At 60.5% G+C, this 21415-nt stretch carries 21 protein-coding genes; 10 read left to right on the top strand and 11 right to left on the bottom strand.

Annotated elements, in window-relative coordinates:
- Positions 1-80: 80 nt before the first annotated feature.
- Together ASH00_RS14230 and ASH00_RS14225 are read right to left on the bottom strand one after the other, a co-directional pair.
- Complete coding sequence (locus tag ASH00_RS14230) at positions 81-2222, bottom strand: DEAD/DEAH box helicase (RefSeq protein WP_082566162.1); 2142 nt, start codon at positions 2220-2222, stop codon at positions 81-83.
- 399 nt (positions 2223-2621) lie between these two features.
- Complete coding sequence (locus tag ASH00_RS14225; protein ID WP_157359150.1) at positions 2622-3059, bottom strand: hypothetical protein; 438 nt, start codon at positions 3057-3059, stop codon at positions 2622-2624.
- A 479-nt stretch (positions 3060-3538) separates the two neighbouring features.
- Here ASH00_RS14225 and ASH00_RS14220 point away from each other — a divergent pair, with 479 nt between their 5' ends.
- Positions 3539-4357: a hypothetical protein gene (locus tag ASH00_RS14220; protein WP_056549603.1), complete on the top strand. Its 819-nt coding sequence runs from the start codon at positions 3539-3541 to the stop codon at positions 4355-4357.
- Positions 4358-4602: 245 nt separating this feature from the next.
- On the opposite strand, the gene ASH00_RS14215 is transcribed toward ASH00_RS14220, so the two are convergent.
- Complete coding sequence (locus tag ASH00_RS14215) at positions 4603-5052, bottom strand: hypothetical protein (RefSeq protein WP_056549602.1); 450 nt, start codon at positions 5050-5052, stop codon at positions 4603-4605.
- A 112-nt stretch (positions 5053-5164) separates the two neighbouring features.
- Positions 5165-5866: an ATPase, T2SS/T4P/T4SS family gene (locus tag ASH00_RS14210; RefSeq protein WP_162252861.1), complete on the bottom strand. Its 702-nt coding sequence runs from the start codon at positions 5864-5866 to the stop codon at positions 5165-5167.
- A gap of 249 nt (positions 5867-6115) precedes the next feature.
- On the opposite strand from ASH00_RS14210, the gene ASH00_RS14205 reads away from it, so the two are divergent.
- Complete coding sequence (locus ASH00_RS14205; RefSeq protein ID WP_056549600.1) at positions 6116-7018, top strand: hypothetical protein; 903 nt, start codon at positions 6116-6118, stop codon at positions 7016-7018.
- 877 nt (positions 7019-7895) lie between these two features.
- On the opposite strand, the gene istB is transcribed toward ASH00_RS14205, so the two are convergent.
- From istB to ASH00_RS14190, 3 genes are all read right to left on the bottom strand, one after another.
- Positions 7896-8684 carry an IS21-like element helper ATPase IstB gene (gene istB, locus ASH00_RS14200; protein ID WP_056549599.1) on the bottom strand — a complete coding sequence of 263 codons (789 nt, stop codon included), beginning with the start codon at positions 8682-8684 and terminating at the stop codon, positions 7896-7898.
- Positions 8684-9901 carry an IS21 family transposase gene (gene istA / locus ASH00_RS14195; RefSeq protein WP_157359149.1) on the bottom strand — a complete coding sequence of 406 codons (1218 nt, stop codon included), beginning with the start codon at positions 9899-9901 and terminating at the stop codon, positions 8684-8686. Before istA ends, istB begins: the two co-directional genes overlap by 1 nt.
- Positions 9902-10482: 581 nt before the next feature.
- Positions 10483-10827 (bottom strand): hypothetical protein, encoded by a 345-nt coding sequence (locus tag ASH00_RS14190; protein ID WP_157359148.1) that lies wholly within the window; start codon positions 10825-10827, stop codon positions 10483-10485.
- Positions 10828-11023: 196 nt separating this feature from the next.
- Between ASH00_RS14190 and ASH00_RS14185 the strand changes: the two genes are divergently transcribed.
- Positions 11024-11356, top strand: coding sequence for a hypothetical protein (locus tag ASH00_RS14185; protein WP_056549594.1), 333 nt, complete (start codon positions 11024-11026; stop codon positions 11354-11356).
- A 58-nt stretch (positions 11357-11414) separates the two neighbouring features.
- Here ASH00_RS14185 and ASH00_RS14180 read toward each other — a convergent pair whose 3' ends face one another.
- Complete coding sequence (locus tag ASH00_RS14180) at positions 11415-12017, bottom strand: DUF6318 family protein (RefSeq protein WP_056549592.1); 603 nt, start codon at positions 12015-12017, stop codon at positions 11415-11417.
- Positions 12018-12200: 183 nt separating this feature from the next.
- On the opposite strand from ASH00_RS14180, the gene ASH00_RS14175 reads away from it, so the two are divergent.
- A complete protein-coding gene (locus tag ASH00_RS14175; protein WP_056549590.1) occupies positions 12201-13502 on the top strand; it encodes a M20/M25/M40 family metallo-hydrolase in 1302 nt (433 codons plus the stop codon).
- On the top strand, positions 13502-14659 hold the full coding sequence (locus tag ASH00_RS14170; protein ID WP_056549589.1) for an acyl-CoA dehydrogenase family protein: 1158 nt from the start codon (positions 13502-13504) through the stop codon (positions 14657-14659). Before ASH00_RS14175 ends, ASH00_RS14170 begins: the two co-directional genes overlap by 1 nt.
- Before the next feature lie 10 nt (positions 14660-14669).
- On the opposite strand, the gene ASH00_RS14165 is transcribed toward ASH00_RS14170, so the two are convergent.
- Complete coding sequence (locus ASH00_RS14165) at positions 14670-14903, bottom strand: DUF5703 family protein (protein ID WP_056549587.1); 234 nt, start codon at positions 14901-14903, stop codon at positions 14670-14672.
- A 41-nt stretch (positions 14904-14944) separates the two neighbouring features.
- Between ASH00_RS14165 and ASH00_RS14160 the strand changes: the two genes are divergently transcribed.
- Positions 14945-15211 carry a hypothetical protein gene (locus ASH00_RS14160; RefSeq protein WP_056549585.1) on the top strand — a complete coding sequence of 89 codons (267 nt, stop codon included), beginning with the start codon at positions 14945-14947 and terminating at the stop codon, positions 15209-15211.
- 58 nt (positions 15212-15269) lie between these two features.
- Here the strand turns inward: ASH00_RS14160 and ASH00_RS14155 are convergent, their stop codons facing one another.
- Positions 15270-16205, bottom strand: coding sequence for an aldo/keto reductase (locus ASH00_RS14155; RefSeq protein WP_056549583.1), 936 nt, complete (start codon positions 16203-16205; stop codon positions 15270-15272).
- Positions 16206-16310: 105 nt separating this feature from the next.
- Between ASH00_RS14155 and ASH00_RS14150 the strand changes: the two genes are divergently transcribed.
- Together ASH00_RS14150 and mshC are read left to right on the top strand one after the other, a co-directional pair.
- The gene (locus ASH00_RS14150; protein WP_056549581.1) at positions 16311-17135 is read left to right on the top strand and encodes an undecaprenyl-diphosphate phosphatase; all 825 of its coding nucleotides are present in this window, start codon (positions 16311-16313) and stop codon (positions 17133-17135) included.
- Between the two features lie 48 nt (positions 17136-17183).
- Complete coding sequence (gene mshC / locus ASH00_RS14145) at positions 17184-18467, top strand: cysteine--1-D-myo-inosityl 2-amino-2-deoxy-alpha-D-glucopyranoside ligase (protein ID WP_056549579.1); 1284 nt, start codon at positions 17184-17186, stop codon at positions 18465-18467.
- Here mshC and ASH00_RS14140 read toward each other — a convergent pair.
- A complete protein-coding gene (locus tag ASH00_RS14140) occupies positions 18464-19315 on the bottom strand; it encodes a proteasome assembly chaperone family protein (RefSeq protein WP_056549625.1) in 852 nt (283 codons plus the stop codon). The two genes, mshC and ASH00_RS14140, sit on opposite strands and share 4 nt — an antisense overlap.
- Before the next feature lie 149 nt (positions 19316-19464).
- Between ASH00_RS14140 and ASH00_RS14135 the strand changes: the two genes are divergently transcribed.
- On the top strand, positions 19465-20235 hold the full coding sequence (locus ASH00_RS14135; RefSeq protein WP_082566160.1) for an HAD family hydrolase: 771 nt from the start codon (positions 19465-19467) through the stop codon (positions 20233-20235).
- The gene (locus tag ASH00_RS14130) at positions 20232-21386 is read left to right on the top strand and encodes a site-2 protease family protein (RefSeq protein ID WP_056549578.1); all 1155 of its coding nucleotides are present in this window, start codon (positions 20232-20234) and stop codon (positions 21384-21386) included. Before ASH00_RS14135 ends, ASH00_RS14130 begins: the two co-directional genes overlap by 4 nt.
- Positions 21387-21415 lie beyond the last annotated feature (29 nt).

The following is a 21415-nucleotide window of genomic DNA, read 5'->3' as shown; positions in this document are numbered from 1 at the left end:
GGGTATGCCTACGTGCCATAATCTGTGAATTTCCTCCTGCACCCATTATCGGATGCGAAACTCACACAGTCACCGGACTCCTACCCGGGGACCCAACCACGCCCCTTGAGGGAAGCGCTGATACTCACTCGTTCACCGTTTCGGAACCCTCCGCCGGAGATGTTTGTTTGAGACTTCGTTCCAGCTTCAGCTTGGGAGAAGCTGGCCGTAACATCTGATCCGACGTGCATGGAAAAGCGGCGGAATTGGTCGTGGGCGTCAATTACCCCCACGTTGGTGGGAACAAGGCGCTCAATGTCGGCCATCACACGATAGACAGTGGACCCGGTGAAGCGTGATGAGCCCGGGCCGGCTACTGATTCTGCGAGTTCTTCAAAAACCCCATCGTTCGCCGAATTATTGATGTAGAGCAACTTCCGATTGCGGTCGTAGTAGAGAACATAAAGCTCGTAGGAGATTTCTTCGATTGTTTTCAGTTCCCCCCAGCGAACATCATGGCGGTTTTCAACAACGCACCATGCGATTCCGGCCGCTTCGTTAAGCCCGATAGGAAGGGTTAGCAGTTGACCCTCCCCAAAGAACTCGATCAAGTTGTGCGGGTCCCAGTTGTCTGATGCAGTGCGGTATACGACGGTGCTCATCTTGGGCAGTAGGCTGCGGAGTGCCACCTCTTCGGGGAGACTGGTGAACCCATCCTCGAAATCACTAACCTCCTGCTGCTCTTCGACTGCGTTCTCAGTCAGGTTCCGCAGGACCAAGTTCCAGTCCGAGTCTTCTGCGTATAGGCTTCGTAATCGCCTGTCGAACTGGAATTCTCTACGGGCCACGAACATGGACGCTCCGCCGTATTCACCACGATTGGAAGTGCGAGCGAACCTGCCAATGAATTGAAGAGTGACTCCGAGGCTCTTCTGCGGATCATGTACCGCAGCTACCTTCAGCGCTGGCAGATCGAATCCTTCGCCGAGCATATTCACGCAGATGACAACCCGTGACGAGCGCTCATTCAAAGCAGCAAGAGCTTCTTTTTGTTGCCGTTTTGGCATCTGGCTATTGATGATCACAGGCTTCAAATCGGAGGCTAGTTCATCATAGTGATGTTGGACCTCCTTGGCGCGAGGTATCCCGCTGACTCGAGCCATCAAGACATGATCAAATCCGTCTCGAAGATCCGATCGAAGTTTCACCAAGCTCTGTTCAGCTAGAGCCCTGTCGATGTCCCCGAAGTCGATAATGCTCTTGTAATCAATCTTCGAAAAGTACCCTTGTGCTTGGGCCTCTCGTAGCGGGAATGAATAGAGTACGCGACCTTGCAGATGCTTCCCATCCTCCCGAAAGGGAGTGGCAGTGAACTGAAGGACTCGTTTGCTCTCGAAGTTGCTCCGGATCTCCGACCACGTGCGCGCCGCAACGTGATGAGCTTCGTCAACAAAGAGGTGAGAACACAGGTCCAGAATCGATTGTCGTGCCTCAGCCTCACAGGCGCTTAGCGCCGACGGTGTTGTGATGATGACATTGCAAGCCTCTGCGAACTTTACTGCTGTTTCCGCGGAAGTGAAGCCGTGTTGAATCTGTCCCACGACTGGCCGGAGGGCATGATTGGTGACGATGCCAAGTTCTTGCAGAACGCCGAGCGTTTCGAACTTGCTGGCCACTTGACTGCGTAGTGCGTCCGACGGCACAAGCACAAGCACCCGTTGTGGGCGCGCGGCGACGAGTAGCGCAAGCATAGTTTCGGTCTTGCCCGTGCCGGTGGGCATAACCACAGTTGCAGGCGTGGAGCGATTCGTAGTCCAGTACCCGAGAACGGCGTGCAAGGCTCCGAGTTGCGGAGCACGCAGGCCGGGAGTCTCGCCCGTGCCTTCAGAGAATGTGATCGCCGATCTATAGCTTTGCAGTACATCAGCAGGGGCGCCGCGGCGGAGGAAAGTGGGCCGACACCACTCTGCTTTAAGAATGGGGTCTCCTACTTTTGACCCGACAGATAACCGCGCCCATAGGCAGTCTTCACTCGGCGGGTTCTCTCCGCCTGCTGCGGGCCATGTCCCATACACGTTGCTGATCTGTAGCGAGCTGTCGTCGCCCTGAACAGTGGTGAAAACACCTTCTGGCACCAGGAGGTGTCTCACAGGGTTGCTCTCGAAAAGTTCGATTGGTGCCCATACATTGGGACAGTGCCAACCCTTGGATACTGGTTTTTTTGTGCCGTGATCTGGCGTCATATTGAACGGTCCTCCGGATTCTGTCGCAAAGAACCCTTCAGCCCCCGCTTGCAATAGACAATAGATGACCTGACGTAATTGACGGGATCAGATCATTCGGCGACTCGACGGTGTGCGCATTTATCGCTGTTCTTGCGCCGAAGGGCGAGAACGCGACACTGGTGTAGTGCGAAGGCACCGGGCAAACGCCACCCTCCAGAACACGTCCGGTAAGGGATCCAACCGAGGGATGGTAATGGGCCCAGCCTACTAATCTGGGCAGACGGAAAGCGAACCGGGGACTGCGTACAACGAGATAGCGGCTGGCGCGCTGGCGTTGACGCCCGCTGTTTCCCTAACCGCCTATTTCGACGCTTACAGCCGGGCGATCGGACGCACCGAACTCCAACTGCTGACCCGTCAACGTTCCAGGAGTCTGTCGCAGTTCGTGCGCGGAGTGGCGACAGCTTCCTTACAGAACACCGCCAGGAAAATGTTGTGCGCACCTAGGAATTCGTCGGGCTCCCCAGGGTCTATCGTGCGTGCTTGCGCGTATTCCGGTTTTTCGGGGAGCGTGGCAAGCACTTGCTCATGCGCCAGCCATGCTTCCTCGCTACCGAACGCATACACGTTGTTAGCCGCCGCGTGGTAGTCAATCCGCGCCTGCTCCACGGCTTGGGCCGCCGGTTGCATACGGCGAATTTGTTCCGACTCATCTTGAACTTGCATCGTTTCGAGAGAGCCGACGAAAAATTGTGACGCCACGAAATAGGCGTTGGCTGCTTCAAGATAAGTCGAGTAATGCTCGCTGACTTGCTGGCGGCGCTCTGCTTCACGGTCAGCGTTTGCAGTGATCATTGGCCCTACAACAGCCGCCAATAAGGCGCTGATGACCGCTACAGCGCCTGTCTCAACCAAATGTCGGGCCCTGCTGGTGTGCTGCTTTTCCGTCCTAGCCCGGATTCCTGGCGTTCTTCCCATTTGGACATTATGACCATCCCCGCTCATCCCGACAGCCTGTGGTCGCCGCACGAGGCCGAGTCTATATCGATTCTCCGCTCATATTCCTGCATAGAATCCGGATACGGAGGCTCCCAAACCTGATCCGCGGCACACAGTCCGCCTCTTCCCTGACTGCGCGGATGATGCGCTGTGATTCGGCGGGCCATCGAGTAAGACCAGACCGGTCTTTCCGACGAGCAGTGGCCTTGGATAGAGGCGCCCACTTTGGCTCTTCACTGGGGCAACTGGCTGGCAGACCGATCGGCCCGAAAGTTGTTGAAGGATCCTATCCTTACGAGATGCTACTGATATTCAGATGAGGAGATGCCAGCGTTATGGAGAAAGAGACGGACCCTCTAGCCGACTCAGAAGAACCCTTCGCCGTCGCCGCCGCAAGGCTTGAGGGACTGATACGTCAGCATGACGATCTTCAAGGCGGTTCCGAATTCCAGGCAGAGCAAAAGCGGCTGGAACGACTGACCGCCGACTTCGTCGATGCAGTGAGAAGTACCGCCCTTGCCTTCACTCGCTACCCCAGTTCAGAGCGCTGGCTGTTGCAGTCCTCGATGGATGACTTTATTGAGTCGGCGGTTTCAGTGCATATCTTGGGTATGCAGGGTGTGTTCAACGTCGGCCGACGCGAGTTGCGTTACATGCTTGAGTTGGCAGTCAAGGCTGTCTACGTCGACCAACAATTCCCGGGTGACGCGCTCCTAATTGATCGTATTGCTTACCTACATAGTGACGTTCCGCGCTCGTCCGTGGATGTGGCTGACCGATTGAGGCTACGGATGCTGCCGGACCGGGAGAAATTCTGCACCGATGTGCATGACGCATTCGGGGCGCTGAGTGGCTATACCCATGTTTCGAAGAAGATGCTAGATGAACGGGTCCGCCGTGTCTCGCGCGACGAGTACCCAGGCTTTGAAAGCGCTAGGACCCTTCGAGCATTCAGTTCACTGGTGGCTAAGACGTACGATGTCGTCCTTGCGACCATCTTCGAGGGAGTCGGGCCCGCCTTCACTGGCGATCTCTTCCTAGATCACATCGATCACAAGGAAAAATGGGCCTACTCTAAGACGAGCCACCTCAGGAATGTATCGGTCCACTTCGATTACAAGCGTGAACGCCAGTCGCGGAGCGCAAATCTCTAGTCAGAACCAGACATGAGCTGAGCAGGAGGTAGATCACTACAGGCGGATAAGCTCGCCCTCACGATGGAGAGCGGGTCCTGCTTGCAAGCTTCGCAGTTCCGGGATTGGTGTTATAGGCCGGTGTCATGAGGTGGGGCCACCGAACTCGATCTCATAAATTACCTGCGCGGTGAGGGATCCTAGAATCGAGCAATCAATATGAGTCCGAACTCGGCGTCGGTTTCTCCCGCGGGAGAGTGACGAGGCTAGTCGATGTAACCGAAATCTCGGCGAGTTAGAACCTTTCCGTCGAGAAGGACGCGGACGTAATCAGGTTCTAGTTCTGGACCGTTGTAATCGCGCCCGAATATCAACAGAGCTTCAGCGGCCAAGCGCAGCCAACGGTTAGCTTCTTCTCCGTCATTGGCGAAGCGACGCGGGGACGCGTTAGTACCACCATCATGCTCGTACACCGTTTGAAATAGGTGGATGTAATAAATGAAGTAGGGCTTCTTGTTGTTGCCGGGATCAACGAAGCCCAGCTGCTCAGCCGTCGTCAAAGAAATCTCCTCAGACCCCTGCCTGAGGATGAACGCCCTGCCAGGCTCCGATCCGATACCCCCTTTGAACTGTAGCGACACGTCGCGGTCGTTATCGCGGACGCAACGTTTCTCTGAGTACCAAGGCTCTCCTTCGGGCAGGTGGATGGAAAACACCTCAGAATCCTTCCATTAGTCACTGGCAACGGATGCGGTAACTTCCGACCCGTGAGGGCCAGGAGGAAATTCGCGGTCCCTCGTCACTTGTCAGGTCAACGGCGGACCCGGCCTACTGCACGGGCCAATTAACGCCGCGATCGCCGAAAATTACCTTGGAGACCTTGGCTCGGAGGGACTCTCTGAAGCTCGGAGGATACGCAGGTGGGAGCCAGGCACGCATGGTGATGATGGGCCTAGGGATTTCTTTGGAGCCCGCCTCCGGCAGCTCACGGTGGTGATGAAGGACCACCACCGGCACCTTCGACAGTGCGGCCGTCAGCTCGGACCGGCTCGAGTCGGACATCATGTTGATGATCTGGAGGTGTGCTTGCTCCGGCGACAATGCGTACAGCGAGGTGAACACCAGTGTCCCTGTGGTGGCCGCCTTGACCGCGACCTCGACGGTCTCGGCGCGTTGCAGGAGCTCGATCTGCAGGAGGTCAGGGTTGTCGAGGAGCGCTCGGCGGGCCCCAGCGGCGTAGGTTTGCTTGTCCCAGGCAAGCTCGTATTGGGTGATCGCTGGCAGGTTCGGCGCGTCCTCGTACGCGAACCTGATCAGATTCTCGACGGTGGCGACTCTCTTCCCGAAGGCAGTCCGAGCTACCTCGATCAACGCCGCCTGGGACGTGGATCGCCCTGAGGCCGCTAATCCGCTGAAGACGATCAGCGCGGACGTCAGCCTCGGAATATCGCGGCCTGCCGGGTCTAGGCCGGTGTCGCTGAAGCTCGGAGCGGGTGGGGGCGGAGGCCTGCCCGGCTCGTCCATGCTCATGCCCGTAAGGCTACAGGGTCGAGGGCCTGCTGCATGGCACCCCATGAAGCCTTCGCAGGCGCTCACTCCCCGGCTCACATGGCTGCACGAGTGCGGTGGAGGATCGGTTACTGGGACAGACCTGACGGGCCATGGCCGGGGGAGTGGTTCCGCTGTGAAATGCAGCGATAGATGGCGGCGTTTTGGGGAAAGGTCGCGTCACTCTAAGCTCTCGAAGAGTGCTTGATGTCCAGGCCAAGAGGGAGCAACATGACGACAGCAACAGGTGTGAAGTACGAGACGAGGTCCGTCAAGACGGTTCGGGGCTTGGAGGCCAGGACTAGAGCCAAATTAGAGAAAGAGGGCTGGGAGTTCGTCTCTCAGGAACAGGGGACAGTGCGGTCGGAGCTGACCTTCCGTCGCCGTAAACCAGAGACTCCGTGGAAATTGATCGGGGCGGGTGGCGGCCTGCTCGCACTCCTCATCGTCGGATCGCTCATCGCCAGTGCATTCGGGGGAGAGAGTAGTTCAGACAGCAGTGCTGAGGCGCTTCCGTCGCCGAGCCCGTCCTTAGTCGTAGAAACCCAAGCCCAGACCGCTCCGCCTGAATCAACCGTGCCGGCTGAAGCAACGACACCGTCAGCCGAGCCCCCGACTCCTGCTCCTGTGGTCACAGCTATTGAGCCACAAGCCAGCGTTGAAGACACGACTTGCAACATCGATGAGAACTTCGGCAAATGTTTGTATGGGCAAACTGCGATATATGAAGATTCTCGACGTAGTGGGGATCAGGTTTTGCTCGAGATCACGGTGCAAGAACCTCAAGAATTCGAGCCTGGGAAAGACGCTGACTTCGCTAGCACGACCCTTGGGGGTACACCAAAGAAAGGTGCTGACAACCTTTACTTCGATGTCACTATCAAGAATTTGTCCGAAGGGGTCGTCTTGGGACGTAGTGACGTCCAGTTAGTCGCTAACAGTGCTATGGATGGCGACTTTGATGTCCGTTCCGTCCAGGATGACGTAGTGGAAGCCTATTGGGATGCAAAACTTGAACCAGGACAAAGCTCAACTTTGAGAAGTGGCTGGAATTTCAACGACGCTTCTGAACCTACCTTCAAAGTCCGCATTGATGGACTCGGTGGAAATAGCGTCACTTTTTCACACAACTAGCAACAAGACCCCTTCATCGAAAAAGTGACAATCTAGTTGGAGTATTACTCCCTTGACGCTGCTCCGTGTTGTCGACGGGGATGCCACGCGCCCCTCCCGCGTCAACGGTTGCGCTCCTATGCCATTGGGCAGCGTCTCTCTAGTTGCCCACGCCCATGAGGCCTCATGATGTGGTGGAGCTGGCGCTGTTTCGCTGATGCGCAAATTCATCGGTAGGAGCACATTTCAACCGCCGGCCGTGATTCCACCAAAGCGCCCGTTGAGGGATCCTCCCAAACTCCTCCGAACCGCATGCGGAAGCGGTGATCACTGTGGTGTCTTCGTGCCGTTCTTCCCCATTTGCTGCCGGGGAGCGCAGTCAGATGAGCTTCCTGTGGACGTACGTTGTGCCCTACTGCCAATGCCGTGGGGCCCTGCTTTGTGCGTAATTGCTGGTTTTGCCGTGAAGCCCTGTGTTGTGGGTAATTGCTGGTATTGCCATGAAACCGTGCATTGCACGCAAACAGAAGAAGTTGTCTTGGTGCGGCATCGGTGTCGGTGCTGGAGCCATTGCAAGTTCGACTGTTAGGAGAAGGGCCTGGTCCCTCCGGGGAGCGTTGTACTGGGGCATCCGCTAGATATATTGACCACAGAGGTCCGTACTCACCGTTGGCCGTTCAGCAATGCCGCGAGTTCCCTCCCGGCATCCCGCGCAGGACGTTGGATTAACACCCCGCGACCCGATTTCGCGGAGGCTTCGACGATTTCCATTAGTTGCTCCTCGGTGAACCTGACGGTTCTCGCATCGATCCGCAAATGCGGCCAAGACCCGCGGTGTCAGCGATGGTCGAAAAGTGAGCCGTTTTGTGGGTTGAAAAGTGAGCCACTTTGACGTTGGTTATTCTGCCGTATTTTCCGGCCTTGTCGAGGGCAGGGACTCCGCTTGGGTGTGTTTGAGCCGGTAGCTGGAGCCCTTGAGGGTGACGACCTCGGCGTGATGGACGATGCGGTCGATCATGGCCGAGGCGACGACCTGGTCACCGAATACGTCTCCCCAGCGTGCGAAGGGCAGGTTCGAGGTCAGGATCAGCGAGGCGTGCTCGTAGCGTGAGGACACGAGTTGGAAGAAAAGGTTTGCGGCGTCTTGCTCAAAGGGAATGTAGCCGACCTCGTCAACAATGATGAGCCGGTAACGGCGTAACCGAACCAGTTCCTGCGGCAGCCGCCCATTCTGATGAGCTGTTTGCAGCCGGGCAACCCAGTCGGTGGCGGTAGCGAACAGGACCCGGTGGCCGAGCTGGGTGGCACGTAGCCCCAACCCGGTCGCCAGGTGGGTCTTCCCGGTTCCGGGCGGCCCGAGCAGGACGATATTCGATGCTTCGGTGAGGAACGCACCGGTGGCCAGATGGGCGATGGTGTCCCGTTTAAGGCCGGGCTGATGATCGAAGCTGAAGTCCTCCAACGACTTGCGGGCAGGGAAGCCAGCGGCTCTGGCCCGGGTCTCAGCTCCGGAGGCTTCCCGTGCGGCGACCTCGCGTGAGAGCACCGCGGCGAGGTATTCCTCATGCGTCCAGTTGTTGTCGCGGGCCTGACCGGCGAGCCTGGGCGCCGCTTCGCGTATCCGAGGCGCCTTCATCGCCCGGGAGTAATACTCAATCTGGTTGATGGTCTCCTTCGCCTCAAGCATCAGGCCACCTGCCCGTCATCAAGGACCACACCGAAAGCCCGGTCGTAGTCCGCCAGGTCACGCAGCCCGGAGACATCCATGGCAGGTGCAGGGTGTTGGAAGGCTTTGCGTAGAGCGCCGGCGGCCTCGACATGGTCAGGGTCGGTGATCGTCAGACCGGTTCCCCAGGACCGCGGATGGTTCCCAACGCACCGCCCATCAAGGTGGATCGTAACGGTGTCCAAGTCCGCGGTGACCTCGACGAACCTACCGATCGCCTGCGGGTGCACGGAATAGTCATTCGATGCCATCCGGACGTAGTAATCCCTTGGAAGCCGGACCCGGGTCCTGAAACCGGTCACCGGTGGAACCGGTGGCAGCCCCAGCATCGCCGCCTTATCCCGGATGATCAGCTCAGCGGGCCGCGCCCCGGTCCGCCGGACCAGCCGGGCGTTGGCACGAGGCAACCACAGGCCGAGCTGAGTGTTGAAATCCTCCGGTGAGGTGAAGGACCGGCCCGGCAGGAAAGAGGTCTCCAAGAACTGATTCGCCCGCTCCACCACACCCTTGGTTTCGGGGTCGTACGGTTTGACCTGCAAGATCTTGGTGGCCAGAACCCCCGCGAACGCCGCGACCCCGGCAGCGTAACTGTCCCGCCGCCCGATACCGGATTCGTTATCCCAAATCAGCCGCCGCGGAACAGCACCCAGACGCCCGATGAGTTCCCACATGCCGGCCAGCAGATCCCCTGTCATCCGGGACGGGATCATCTGGGCCATGATGAACCGTGAATACGAGGACACCATCACCAGAACCGGCAACACCCGTGGTTTCCCGTCACCGACCGGTATCCGCACCTCAGGGAACCACAGATCGCATTGCGCCTGATCACCCGGTTCGTAACTGATCCGGTCGGCGGGATCAGCCGGGGCGTACTCCGGGCGGATCCTGGCCACGTTCTCCCGGAACCATGCCGGGGACCCGGACCAGCCCACCCGCTCAGCCAGCACCGTCGCCGGCATCCGCGGGTTCTCCTTCAACAGAACCCGAACGGCCGGCTCCACCGCCTTGATCCCCGAGGCTTGCGGCGCACGAACATAAGTCGGTGGACCATCAGCACTCACCGCCTTCGCGACAGTGTTACGGGAGATGCCCAGCCTCGCCGCTATCGACCTCATCGATTCACCCTCGGCAAGATGCAACCGCCGAATAAGAGCCCAATCCTCCACTGTGATCACCCACCCAATCGTTTGGAACAGGTGGCTCAGTTTTCAACCGTCACAATGGCTCACTTTTCGACCGTCACCGACACCGCGGTAGACCTTTTCCCGCACTGAGCGCACCGATATGCCGACGCGATCTGCAACCTGTTCTGGCGTGAGCAATTGGAATTGTGGTTCGGTGAACATACGGACGTCCTCTTGAAGTACGCAGGCACTTAGTGGCCTGATACTTACCCCTATGCGCGCCGGTGCTCGACAGCCGACGAGCTAGTGAGCAGCGCTTCAAAGCGGCCGCAGAGGCAGAGGATTAGTCGCGTGGTTCGCGTGGTCGAATACGAGGTGAGATGAAGGCACAATGCGGGACATACCGTGCCAAAAACCGCGTATTCATGCGGAACTCGCTGTGGGCGCCACGCCGAGAAGGGGGTCCAAGTCCCCCTCCGCGCACAACAAAAACCCCGGTTCGCCGGGGTTTTTTTGTGCCCTCGACCACGTCGATGCTGCCGCCAAACCCACCTCATGGGTTCGGCTGAGCTGCGCACTTCGCAGGCCAGGCGCGGCCGCGGGCCTCCGGGAGGAATCAGGAGCGCCGGCGTCTAAGGGCAAGGGTCACCGGCCGAATACCCCTGCACTCCGTGTCGCGCACCTTGATACGTGCCAGCGTTGTGCTGAAACTTCTCGTCATCGGGCAACTCACTGTAGGTACGCGGTCTGCTCAGATCCTTGTGGCGGGCCAACAGTCCCAGGAGGGTCACCACAGCCCCGGCTGCGATGAGGAGCGATCCCGCGACGACGGCCGCTATGCCCAGGGCGTCGCTCTTACCTTCGATGACATCGGCGAATGGAAGTAGCAAGGCGGTCAGACCTACCACGATCGATAGTCCGCCGGTGCTGAGCAGTTTGGTGTGAGACATCATTTCCCCCCCGGTTGGGGACTCCATTGAACCATGGGTATGGGATGCATCACAGGTGCAGTGCGCTCAAACTTCGCCAGTCGGGCGGTGTCTCAGGAACACTGGGAGGCGGCATGGACACCCTCGATGGGCGCACCGGAATTGCTGATAGGGCATCCGCTGCGAGTCCCTTGTGCTTACAGTGGGCGGGGAGTCCACCCGGATACGTGAGGAGAGGTTGTCGATGAGCGAAGAGTGGTACCGGAACTTCGACAAGCGGATGTCGCTCTCCATCTCCAACTCGTGGCGAAAGCATAATGAGGCCGCTGGAAAACGTCAGATACTCGCGGGGTCCGTCTTCGCCCTGATTGGCATCTGCCTGCTCGTCGCAGGTGTGAGCCGGTATGTTGACGTGGCCTACCGGGACGGAAGCAGTGGTCTCGCGGTGGTGTTCTTCCTCTTGATCTCAGCTCTTGTCCTGCTGGTGGGAGGGATCGTGCTGTCCTGCGTGGGCTACTTCACCAGGCGGAAAGCCGAACGAAGGACCAGAACCTACGAGGATCTTTCGTCTGGTTGAACGGCAGCACCCGCTCCTGTCGAACGCAGGGAGCGGGTGCGTAACGCGTGGACGGGTCCTACTCGGTGGCAGGAAGTTCCGCGTCCGGCGTCTCCTCGAGGTAGGTGGCCTTCCAGGCACCATCGGAGTACACCACGGTGGCGGAGTACATTGAACCGGCAGAATCGAAGGGGCGAGTCTCCTCCACGTCGCCGGTCTCGTTGAACTCGGTGTAGGCATCCGGGTTAACCGGAATCATCGCGTCAACCTCAACACCTTCCGCCACATCCTCGGCGGCGGTCGTGATGAGGATTTGCTTCACCTTGGGCTGCCCGCCCAGAATCCAGCCGCCGTCGTCGTAAATGCCCTTGATTGTTTCTGCATCGGCAACCGCTGCCTCAGCACCGTCCAGCGAGGCGAGCAGTGCCTCCACATCGCCAGTCTGCTGGGCATAGGACTTGAGTTGGAAGACGTGGTGCAGAAAGGCCTTGGCACCGTCAGCGGTGGGTTCGCCCATGAGGTCATTGACAGCAGGCTCGGCGATGTTCTCTGCAGGTGCGGTTGAGCTTGCCGGCGTGGGCGCCGCGTTGGATCCGGTGGCGGCAGAGTCGGTGGACTCCCCGCAACCGGTGAGCACAGCGAGGGCGACGGCGGCGGTGGCCGCAATCTTGATGGTCTTCATGATCTCCCCAGAAAGGTAAGTGATGCGCCCGAAGTGGCGTCGACGCCCATCAGGATAGCCGTAGCCTGAGGCAACGGAAGCCGAAGCTGGCTTGAACGTGCTGGAAATCACACGGCATGGGCAGACCCCGGACGCGGCATCGGTAGGCTGGTCCTAACACCCGCTATTCGATGGAGGTCTGCAATGGGCGTCGCCCCCGAAGAAGAAGTTGTCCGCATCTGCCGGGAACTCATCCAGATCGACACTTCGAACTTCGGAGATAGCCAGGGACCAGGAGAGCGCAAGGCTGCAGAATATACGGCAGGTCTCATCGAAGAAGTAGGGCTCGAGGCGCAACTGTTCGAGTCAGCCCCCGGACGGGCTTCCGTTCTGACCCGGATGTCAGGAACCGACTCCAGCCTTCCGGCCCTGGTGGTGCACGGCCACCTCGACGTCGTACCTGCTCAGAAAGAGGACTGGAGTGTCGATCCGTTCAGTGCAGAGGAGCGCGACGGATTGATCTGGGGTAGGGGAGCGGTGGACATGAAAGATATGGACGCCATGATTCTTTCCGTCCTGCGCTCAATGCAGCGCGACGGCACACGGCCCAAACGAGACCTCATCTTCGCGTTCTTCGCAGACGAGGAAGCCGGCGGAAACTACGGCGCCTCCTGGCTGGTGGACAACAAACCTGAACTGTTCGACGGCGCAACTGAGGCGATCTCGGAGGTTGGCGGGTTCTCGGCAACCATCGGCGGCCAACGCACGTATCTTCTGCAGACGGCAGAGAAGGGTATCTCCTGGCTTCGGTTGGTGGCGCACGGCCGCGCAGGCCACGGTTCACAGATCAATACCGATAACGCTGTAACGCAGCTCGCGCGCGCAGTAGCGCGCATCGGTGAACATCAGTGGCCGATCGAGCTTACGCCGACCACGCGACAATTCCTCGACGGCGTCACGGAGCTGACGGGGGTTGAGTTCGACGCAGATAACCCGGAAATCCTGTTGAAGGAGCTGGGAACCGTTGCGCGCTTCGTCGGCGCAACCTTGCAGAACACGTCCAACCCCACCGTGTTGAAGGGTGGCTACAAGCACAACGTCATCCCCGGCAGCGCCGAAGCGCTCGTTGATGTCCGCACTCTGCCCGGACAGGAAGAGGAGGTTTTCGAGACGATCAAGTCGCTGGCCGGCGATTCCGTGGATGTCAGCTACGAGCATAAGGATGTCTCGCTCGAAGTACCGTTCGCGGGGAACCTGGTGGACCGCATGGTGGATTCGCTACTCGCCGAGGACCCCGGAGCCAAGGTGCTGCCTTACACTCTTTCCGGCGGAACCGACAACAAGTCGCTGAGCCGGCTCGGCATCACGGGTTATGGGTTTGCTCCTTTGCGGCTGCCCGATGACCTCGACTTCACCGGCATGTTCCACGGCGTGGATGAGCGGGTGCCCACCGATTCACTCCGCTTCGGTGCGCGCGTGCTCAACCGTCTACTCACAGGCAGCTGATGAGTTCCGTCGCAGAGGAAATGCTTCCAGCGGATCTCCTCGAGCGGTTCCGTGCACGTGCGGCGGACTACGATGCCCGGAATGTTTTTTGCACGGAAGATTTTGAGGAGCTCGCTTCCCGTGGCTACCTGCGCCTCTTCTGTCTGGAGCACGACGGCGGAGCAGCCGTGGGCATGGCCCAGGCAGTGGCCTGCCAACGCAGGCTGGCATCGGCCGCCCCTGCCACGGCCCTCGCTGTGAACATGCACCTGGTCTGGACGGCTGTGGCCAGGCTGCTCGCACAGGAGGGAGACAGTTCGCTGGGCTTCATCCTCAGCGAGGCATCCGCGGGAGAAATATTCGCCTTCGGGCTCTCGGAGCCTGGCAATGATTCGGTGTTGTTTGATTCGAGCACCGTCGTAGAGCGTCGCCCGGATGGCGGTTACGCATTCACGGGCACCAAAATCTTCACTAGCCTTTCGCCCGTGTGGACCCGGCTTGGTGTGTTCGGAAAGTGCATGGATGAAGACGGTGAACGGTTGGTTCACGGATTCGTCACCCGCGGCTCGGCCGGCACAGAGATCCTGCCGGACTGGAACATGCTTGGCATGCGGGCGACGCAATCCCACACAACCCTGCTGAACGGCGTCTTGATTCCACCGTCAAGGATCTTCCGGAAGCTACCGGTCGGGCCGAATCGGGATCCACTTGTCTTTGCTATCTTTGCGGCGTTCGAGACGCTGATCAGCGCCGTCTATGCCGGCATTGCCGACCGCGCCCTTGAATTGGCTGTGCAGGCCGCGCTCCAGCGGGCTCCGGGGATGGATGGAATTCCTGTTACATCCCGTCCTGGCGTGCGTTCAGCCGTGGCAGACGCCGCCATGAGCTGGGAGCGCGTTGATGCCCACATTCGGCTGCTGGCCTCGGACCTTGATTCCGGGGCAGCTCATGGGGATCATTGGTTCGCTAAACTGGTGGCGCTGAAGATTCACTCTACGAGCGCCGCCCGCGAACTGGTGGACGCGGCAGTGGTTCTATCCGGTGGACAGGGTTACTCCAATGACAGCGAGATCAGTCGCATCTCGCGGGACGTAGCAGCGGGTTTCTTTCATCCGTCCAACCTGGAGTCGGCGCGCCGCACGGTTGCATCGGCGTGGCTTGGTCCTGAGCAGCAGTAAGAACCACTGCTCAGGCGGTGCGCTCTACTCGGAGCACTTTGCGCCGTAGCCAGAAGCGTCGGTGACCGTTTACGTAAATGCAGCTCCGCTCCAGTTCCCACTTGCCGTACTCTGCATGCTCAGTCAGTAGCTGGCGCGCCATGGAGAGTGGTTCGCCGGCGTTGACGGTGAGCACGAGGTACTCATACTGGCGGCCGTAATCCCGTTTCCGAATGGCGGTTGAGTTCAGAAATTGTTCGCGCATTTCCCTCCAATTTGCTTCACTTTACCGATAACGTCTAGACCATGAGCATCGATCCGCGTGTCGCATTGCAATCGCTGGTTTCCGCACTGGAAGAACACCTCGCCGCGGCAGCATCACGCAGGGGAGAGGATGATCCCGCGGTCGAAGCCGCCTATCTTTCCATCGCCGATTCGTTTGAGACCTACGAGGAATCGCTGTATGACGCCTACGGCGAAGTGACTCCCCTCGTCATCTACGAAGACGACGAGGAAGATGACGAAGAGGGCAGCAGCGGAAATGGAGTGCGGGAACCGGCCAGCGGCTCCTGACCTGGCCGTCAGCTTTCGGCCGCGACGCCGCATTGAGACCGTTTCGGGATGTGAGCGCTCAGCGTGGCGCGGAGACCTCGTCCAACACCTCGGAGATCTGCGCAGGAAGAGGCGCCAGCGAGCATGCCAGCAGTTCCTTCAACTGCGCGCCAGTGCGTGCTCCGAGCACCGCCGAGGCCACGGTGGGGCGTTGGAGAAGCCAGCGAAGCGCTACTTCGGCGGGCGAAAGTTCCAAACCTCTCGCGGCGGTGGCCACCGCTTCAGTAATGCGCGCTGCTCGCCCTGACAGGTACGGTTCGAGGTAGCCGGCCCACTCATCGGACGCGGCACGTGAGTCAGACGGCAGCTGCGATCGATACTTGCCTGTCAGTGCACCGCGTCCAAGCGGTGCCCATGCGAGCGTTCCCACTCCGAGAGCGTCCGAAGCCGGTAGCACCTCGTCCTCCGGGCGACGGCTGAGCAGTGAATACTCCGTCTCGTGGACTGAAAGGGGAAACCCCGCCGTTGAACATAACCGGGTCAATTCCCAACCTGTGTAATTGGTCACCCCCACATAGCGTGCCTTGCCCGACCTGTAGGCGTAGTCGAGCGCAGCCAGCGTCTCCTCTACGGGTATGTTCGCACCGGTAGCGGGTGCCATCCAGATATCAACACTGTCGGTACCCAGGCGCGAAAGCGAAGCATCCAGGGAATCCAGCAAGCCTTTTCGGGACGCGTCGAGGCGTCCCTCGGACCAGTGCCGCGGAATGCCGCCGGACACGGCAAGGACCACCTCTGAGCGCGCAACAAGATCGCCCAGCAGCGATCCAAGTACCGCCTCTGACTGTCCCTCAGAGAAACGTGCGGCCGTGCTGATCAGCGTTCCGCCGGCCTCGACGAACAGGCGCAACTGCTCCCGCGCCGCTTCTTCGTCAACGTCGCTGCCCCAGGTCATTGTTCCGAGGCCGAGCACTGATACCAGTTGTCCGCTACCGCCTGCGTTTCGCCACTGCATACGCCTAAGCCTACTGGCCGAGGGACCCGCGCCGAGTGCGGGCGAGGGGCGAAGGCGAGGACTCATTGAAGTGTAGGGCCGGCACGGTGACGTAGGGTCTTATCTGTGAATTGGATCGAAGCGGCCGTCCTGGGCCTCGTTCAGGGCCTTACCGAATTTTTGCCAATCTCATCAAGTGCACACCTGCGAATCGCCGGAGAGCTTCTGCCCAGGGCACAGGACCCGGGGGCAGCTTTCACTGCGATTACCCAGCTCGGGACAGAAACCGCGGTGATCGTGTACTTCTGGCGGGACATCGTCCGAATCATCAGGGCGTGGTTCGGCTCCCTCACCGGCAAAACCGCGCGGAACGATCCGGACGCTCGAATGGGGTGGCTGGTCATCCTCGGCAGCCTGCCGATCGTCATCCTCGGGCTGCTCTTCCAGGAGCAGATCGAAAGTACGTTCCGCAGTATGTGGCTGGTGGCTACCATGCTGGTCGTTTTCGGCGTGATCCTCGCGGTTGCGGACGCCGTTGGCCGCCAACGGCTAACTCTTGACCGGCTGACCTACAAACACGGAATCCTGTACGGGCTTGCGCAGGCGCTCGCTCTTATTCCGGGTGTCTCCCGCTCGGGTGGAACGATCACTGCCGGACTGCTGATGGGCTACACGCGCGAAGCAGCCGCGAGATACTCCTTCCTGCTCGCCATCCCCGCAGTTTTTGGCAGCGGTCTCTACCAGCTCTACAAGAGTGCCGGGACGCCCGGTCCCTATGGTGGCCTGGAGACCCTCCTCGCAACCGTCATCGCCTTCGGGGTGGGCTACGTCATCATCGGGTGGTTCCTGAAGTTCGTCTCCACCCGCAGTTATGGCGTCTTCGTCTGGTACCGGATCGTCCTCGGCCTGGTAATCTTCCTGCTTCTCGGCTTCGGCGTCATTACCGCCTGACGCGTCTGTCGCGCCGATCGCCAGCATCCAACCCCGTAAGGTAGAACAGTGATTTCCTGGAATTCCCGGACCGTTCCGGGCCTGCCCGGCAGCCCTCCTCCCATTCGCCTGTGGGACAGCGCCCTGAAGCGCTTCATAGAGCTTCCCGCTGGGCAGCGACAGGGATTGTATGTCTGCGGAATCACCCCCTACGACGCCACGCATATGGGCCACGCGGCCACCTACGTGGCATTCGACCTGCTGAACCGGCTCTGGCGGGATGCCGGGTCCGCGGTGGACTACGTCCAGAACGTGACAGACGTAGATGATCCGCTGCTCGAGCGCGCCAGCGCCACCAACGTCGATTGGATGGATCTCGCCCGCTCGCAAACGGACCTTTTCCGAGCGGACATGGAAGCGCTCAACGTCCTCGCTCCCGCCCACTACGTGGGAGCAGTCGAATCCGTCGCTGCCATTGTCCCGGTCATCGAGGATTTGCTGAAGCGCGACCTCGCGTACCGCGTTCCGGGCTCCGAAACCGACCCCGACGGCGATGTGTACTTCTCCGTCGACCAGGCAACGGAACTATCGGACGCCGTCGGAGAAACGCAGTGGAAGCTGGGCTTCATCTCGCATCTGGGCGAAGACGAGATGATTCCCACCTTCGCCGAGCGCGGTGGCGATCCTGCCCGACCGGGAAAGCGCAATGCGCTCGACCCCCTGCTCTGGCGGGTCGCCCGTCCGTCGGAGCCGGCGTGGGACGGTGCGTCCCTCGGCGACGGAAGGCCAGGCTGGCACATCGAGTGCTCGGTGATTGCGCTCCAGCATCTCCCGGCGCCTTTCGCGGTGCAGGGCGGGGGAGCGGACCTGATGTTTCCCCACCACGAAATGAGCTCTGGCCACGCTCAGGCCATTTCCGGGCGTCCGCTTGCTCGCCACTACGCGCATGCGGGCATGGTAGGGCTTGACGGCGAGAAAATGAGCAAGTCCAAAGGCAATCTGGTGCTGGTCTCTGCATTGCGCGAAGCCGGAACCGATCCAGCTGCCATTCGCCTCGCCATCCTCGCGAACCACTACCGTTCCGACTGGTCGTGGACATCGATCGGTCTGGATACCGCGCGCTACAGGCTGGATACGTGGCGGGCCGCACTCGCCGGAGCAACGGTGGAATCGGTAGAGGATCTTGTCGGAGCGATGCGGGCGGCGTTGACGGATGACCTTGATGCTCCGGCGGCCCTGCTGGCAGTGGATCGCTGGTGCGCTGAAACAGCGCACCTCGCAGGAACAGACTCAGGCGCGCAGCTGGCTGCTGAAGCTTTCGACGCGCTGCTGGGGATCCGGCTGAAGGACTAGTCCTTACGGCGTTTCTTGAGGTAACGCTCAAACTCACGTGCAATTGATTCGCCGCTTGCCTCCGGAAGGTCAGCGGTGTCCTTTGCCTCCTCGAGCTGGCGCACGTATGCCGCCACCTCCGGGTCCTCAGTGGACAGCTCATCCACTCCCCGCTCCCATGCTTCGGCTTCCTCTGCGAGTGCCTGCGTGTCCAGGCCAACGCGGAGTAGTTCTTCAAGCCGGTTCAACAGGGCGAGCTGGGCTTTCGGGGACGGTGACTGTCCGACGTAGTGGGGGACAGCCGCCCACATGGACAGGGTGGGTATGTCAGCGAGCTGGCCCACCTCCGCAAGCACTCCCACAATGCCGATCGGTCCCTCGTAGGTGGAGGCCTCGACGTTGAGCGACTCGCGAATGAGTTCGTCGTCGGAAGACACCGTGACCGGAATCGGACGGGTGTGCGGCACATCCGCGAGGAGCGCACCGACCAGGACAAGGCAGTCGACGTCGAGTTCCTTGGCCATACCCACCAGCTCGGCTGTGTATCCGCGCCATTTGTAGGACGGTTCGACACCGTGGACCAGGATGACGTCCAGGTTACTTTCAGGCACTGAGGCCTTGCTAATGCGGGTGGTGGGCCATTTAATGCGCCGCAGTCCGGAGCTATTGCGCCTGATGACGGGCCGGGTGAATTGGAAATCGTAGAACTCGTCGGCATCGATGGTCGAGATCTTTTCCCCGCCCCACTGCGTTCCGAGAAACTTCAGAGCATCGCTGGCAGCTTCGCCGGCATCATTCCATCCCTCGAACGCGGCGAGCATGACCGTGACTCTTCCTCCGGTTTCCGTCTCCGGGAACAAACCGGGAATGCCGTCAGGAACACCCTGAGTCTGGTTGTCTTCAAACGTACTCACCGTTTCACCCTAATCCTCCGCCGCTGTCGTGTCAGGCGTGCCAACGCAGCTTCGCGCAGAGCGGACCCGCCGGCCGGCCCTGCGTGGCCCCGTAGACTTGGGGGATGGTCGCCCCTTTCAGCAATACGGCTGTGCCCTCAGATAACGGACAGCATGCCGAGCACCGTACTTCCGCGGAGCGCATCCTTCAGGCTGTGCTGTGGGACATGGACGGCACGATCGTGGATACCGAACCGTACTGGATTGAAGCTGAGCGTGCGCTGGTCGCCGCCCACGGCGGATCCTGGTCCGATGAGCAGGCAACGGGCCTGGTAGGCCAGGCACTCACCTTTTCGGCCGGCGTGTTGCAGGCCGCTGGTGTCAGGTTGAGCGTGCGCGAGATCATTGACACGCTCACGACACAGGTGACAGCAAGGGTCAGCGAGTCGGTTCCGTGGCGTCCGGGTGCCCGCGAACTCTTGACCGCCCTGCGGCAGGCCGGGATTCCCTGTGCACTGGTCACGATGTCCGAGCAGCAATTGGCGCTCGAGGTGTCACGCCACCTGCCAGAGGGTACGTTCGAATTGTTGGTAACCGGTGACCAGGTAGCCCGGGGAAAGCCCGATCCCGAGGCATACCAGAGGGCCTTTGACTTCCTCTCGGAGGGTCGCATGCTGCACAAGGAGCGCGTGGTGGCCATCGAGGATTCCCTTCCCGGGGTCACATCAGCCAGGGCCGCCGGACTAGTCACCCTTGGCGTACCTCACTTCGTTGCCTTGCCCGCTGAATCTGCTGACCAACAGTGGACCAGCCTCGCCGGACGCACCGTGGAAGATGTTGAAGACCTCGTCCACTTCCACGCTGGACGCGCTACAGGCGAAAGGGCAACTGCGTGAACAGGTCACGACGCCCTGAGCCCGTACGCCAGGAAGGTATTCCGCTAGGGCGGATCTTCGGCATTCCGGTTGTACTGGCATGGTCATGGTTCATCATCACGGCTTTCGTGGTCATCGTCTTCGGCCCGCAGGTGGCAGACCTGTACCCTGCCATTGGCTTGGGCGCGTACGGCGTTGCCCTCACCTATGCCGTCCTGCTCGCAGCGTCCGTCCTCATACATGAACTTGCACACGCGCTCTCAGCCCGAAGGTTCGGGTGGCCGACCACACGTATCGTCCTGAATCTCTGGGGCGGACACACCCAGTTTGAAAACTTCGCCGCCAGCCCCGGCAGGTCATTGGTCGTTGCCATGGCGGGACCCGCAGCCAACCTGGTCCTTGCTGTCGCCGGCTGGGGAGCGCTGGTCATCATCGAACCAACCGGCGTGGCAAATCTCCTGGCCAATATCCTGATCTGGGCCAACTTCCTTGTCGCGGCCTTCAACGTACTGCCCGGCCTGCCCCTCGACGGCGGACGGATCGTCGAATCTGCTGTTTGGCGTGCTACCGGCAGCCAGGAAAAAGGAACGGTGGCCGCCGGCTGGACAGGGAGGGCTATCGCCGTCCTCCTCGTTGCTGCCGTTGTGCTGGTGCCGCTTCTTGGCGGTTCCCAACCCAGCACCGTCACGGTGATTGTCGCCGTCGTTATGGGCGGTTTCCTATGGCTTGGGGCCAGCTCAGCGATAGCCAACGCGCAGATGCGGCTGAGACTACCCGAGGTCAGCGCAGGGAGATTGAAGCGTCCCGCGGTGAGCGTCCCGGCGGGAACCTCCGTCCAGCGGGTCCGGCGGCTGCTCGCCGACCGGCCAGGGCACGAGGTCGTCCTGACCAGCCCGGATGGACTGCCGGAAGCGGTGGTGGACCAAGGCGCGCTGACGGCCGTCCCCGACACGCAGGCCGAGGGTACGTCGGCGAATGCTGTCGCGCGCGCGCTCGCGCCGGGCGCCTACGTGCCTGAATTTGCCGAAGGGCAGGAACTGGTGCAGTATCTGGCCAGGCTGGCCGGAAGTGAGTACGCGGTGACAGACCGGCAAGGGTCGGTCACCGGCGTTCTGCATCAGTCCGTTGTCATCGCGGCTATCACAGGCCGTGCTCAACCAGGCAGTAACTGACACTACGCATACCCACGAACACGGGCGCC

Origin of the sequence: Arthrobacter sp. Soil782 (assembly GCF_001428435.1) — a bacterium.
Taxonomy (GTDB): Bacteria; Actinomycetota; Actinomycetes; order Actinomycetales; family Micrococcaceae; genus Arthrobacter_D; species Arthrobacter_D parietis.
Note: the sequence above shows the minus strand (reverse complement) of the source record. Positions and strands in the feature narration are given on the sequence as shown.

Coding starts and splice junctions, on each gene's coding strand:
- ASH00_RS14230 (WP_082566162.1), bottom strand. CDS start 2,222: ATGACGCCAGATCACGGCACAAAAAAACCAGTATCCAAGGGTTGGCAC.
- ASH00_RS14225 (WP_157359150.1), bottom strand. CDS start 3,059: ATGATCACTGCAAACGCTGACCGTGAAGCAGAGCGCCGCCAGCAAGTC.
- ASH00_RS14220 (WP_056549603.1), top strand. CDS start 3,539: ATGGAGAAAGAGACGGACCCTCTAGCCGACTCAGAAGAACCCTTCGCC.
- ASH00_RS14210 (WP_162252861.1), bottom strand. CDS start 5,866: ATGAGCATGGACGAGCCGGGCAGGCCTCCGCCCCCACCCGCTCCGAGC.
- ASH00_RS14205 (WP_056549600.1), top strand. CDS start 6,116: ATGACGACAGCAACAGGTGTGAAGTACGAGACGAGGTCCGTCAAGACG.
- istB (WP_056549599.1), bottom strand. CDS start 8,684: ATGCTTGAGGCGAAGGAGACCATCAACCAGATTGAGTATTACTCCCGG.
- ASH00_RS14190 (WP_157359148.1), bottom strand. CDS start 10,827: ATGGAGTCCCCAACCGGGGGGGAAATGATGTCTCACACCAAACTGCTC.
- ASH00_RS14185 (WP_056549594.1), top strand. CDS start 11,024: ATGAGCGAAGAGTGGTACCGGAACTTCGACAAGCGGATGTCGCTCTCC.
- ASH00_RS14180 (WP_056549592.1), bottom strand. CDS start 12,017: ATGAAGACCATCAAGATTGCGGCCACCGCCGCCGTCGCCCTCGCTGTG.
- ASH00_RS14175 (WP_056549590.1), top strand. CDS start 12,201: ATGGGCGTCGCCCCCGAAGAAGAAGTTGTCCGCATCTGCCGGGAACTC.
- ASH00_RS14170 (WP_056549589.1), top strand. CDS start 13,502: ATGAGTTCCGTCGCAGAGGAAATGCTTCCAGCGGATCTCCTCGAGCGG.
- ASH00_RS14165 (WP_056549587.1), bottom strand. CDS start 14,903: ATGCGCGAACAATTTCTGAACTCAACCGCCATTCGGAAACGGGATTAC.
- ASH00_RS14160 (WP_056549585.1), top strand. CDS start 14,945: ATGAGCATCGATCCGCGTGTCGCATTGCAATCGCTGGTTTCCGCACTG.
- ASH00_RS14155 (WP_056549583.1), bottom strand. CDS start 16,205: ATGCAGTGGCGAAACGCAGGCGGTAGCGGACAACTGGTATCAGTGCTC.
- ASH00_RS14135 (WP_082566160.1), top strand. CDS start 19,465: ATGGTCGCCCCTTTCAGCAATACGGCTGTGCCCTCAGATAACGGACAG.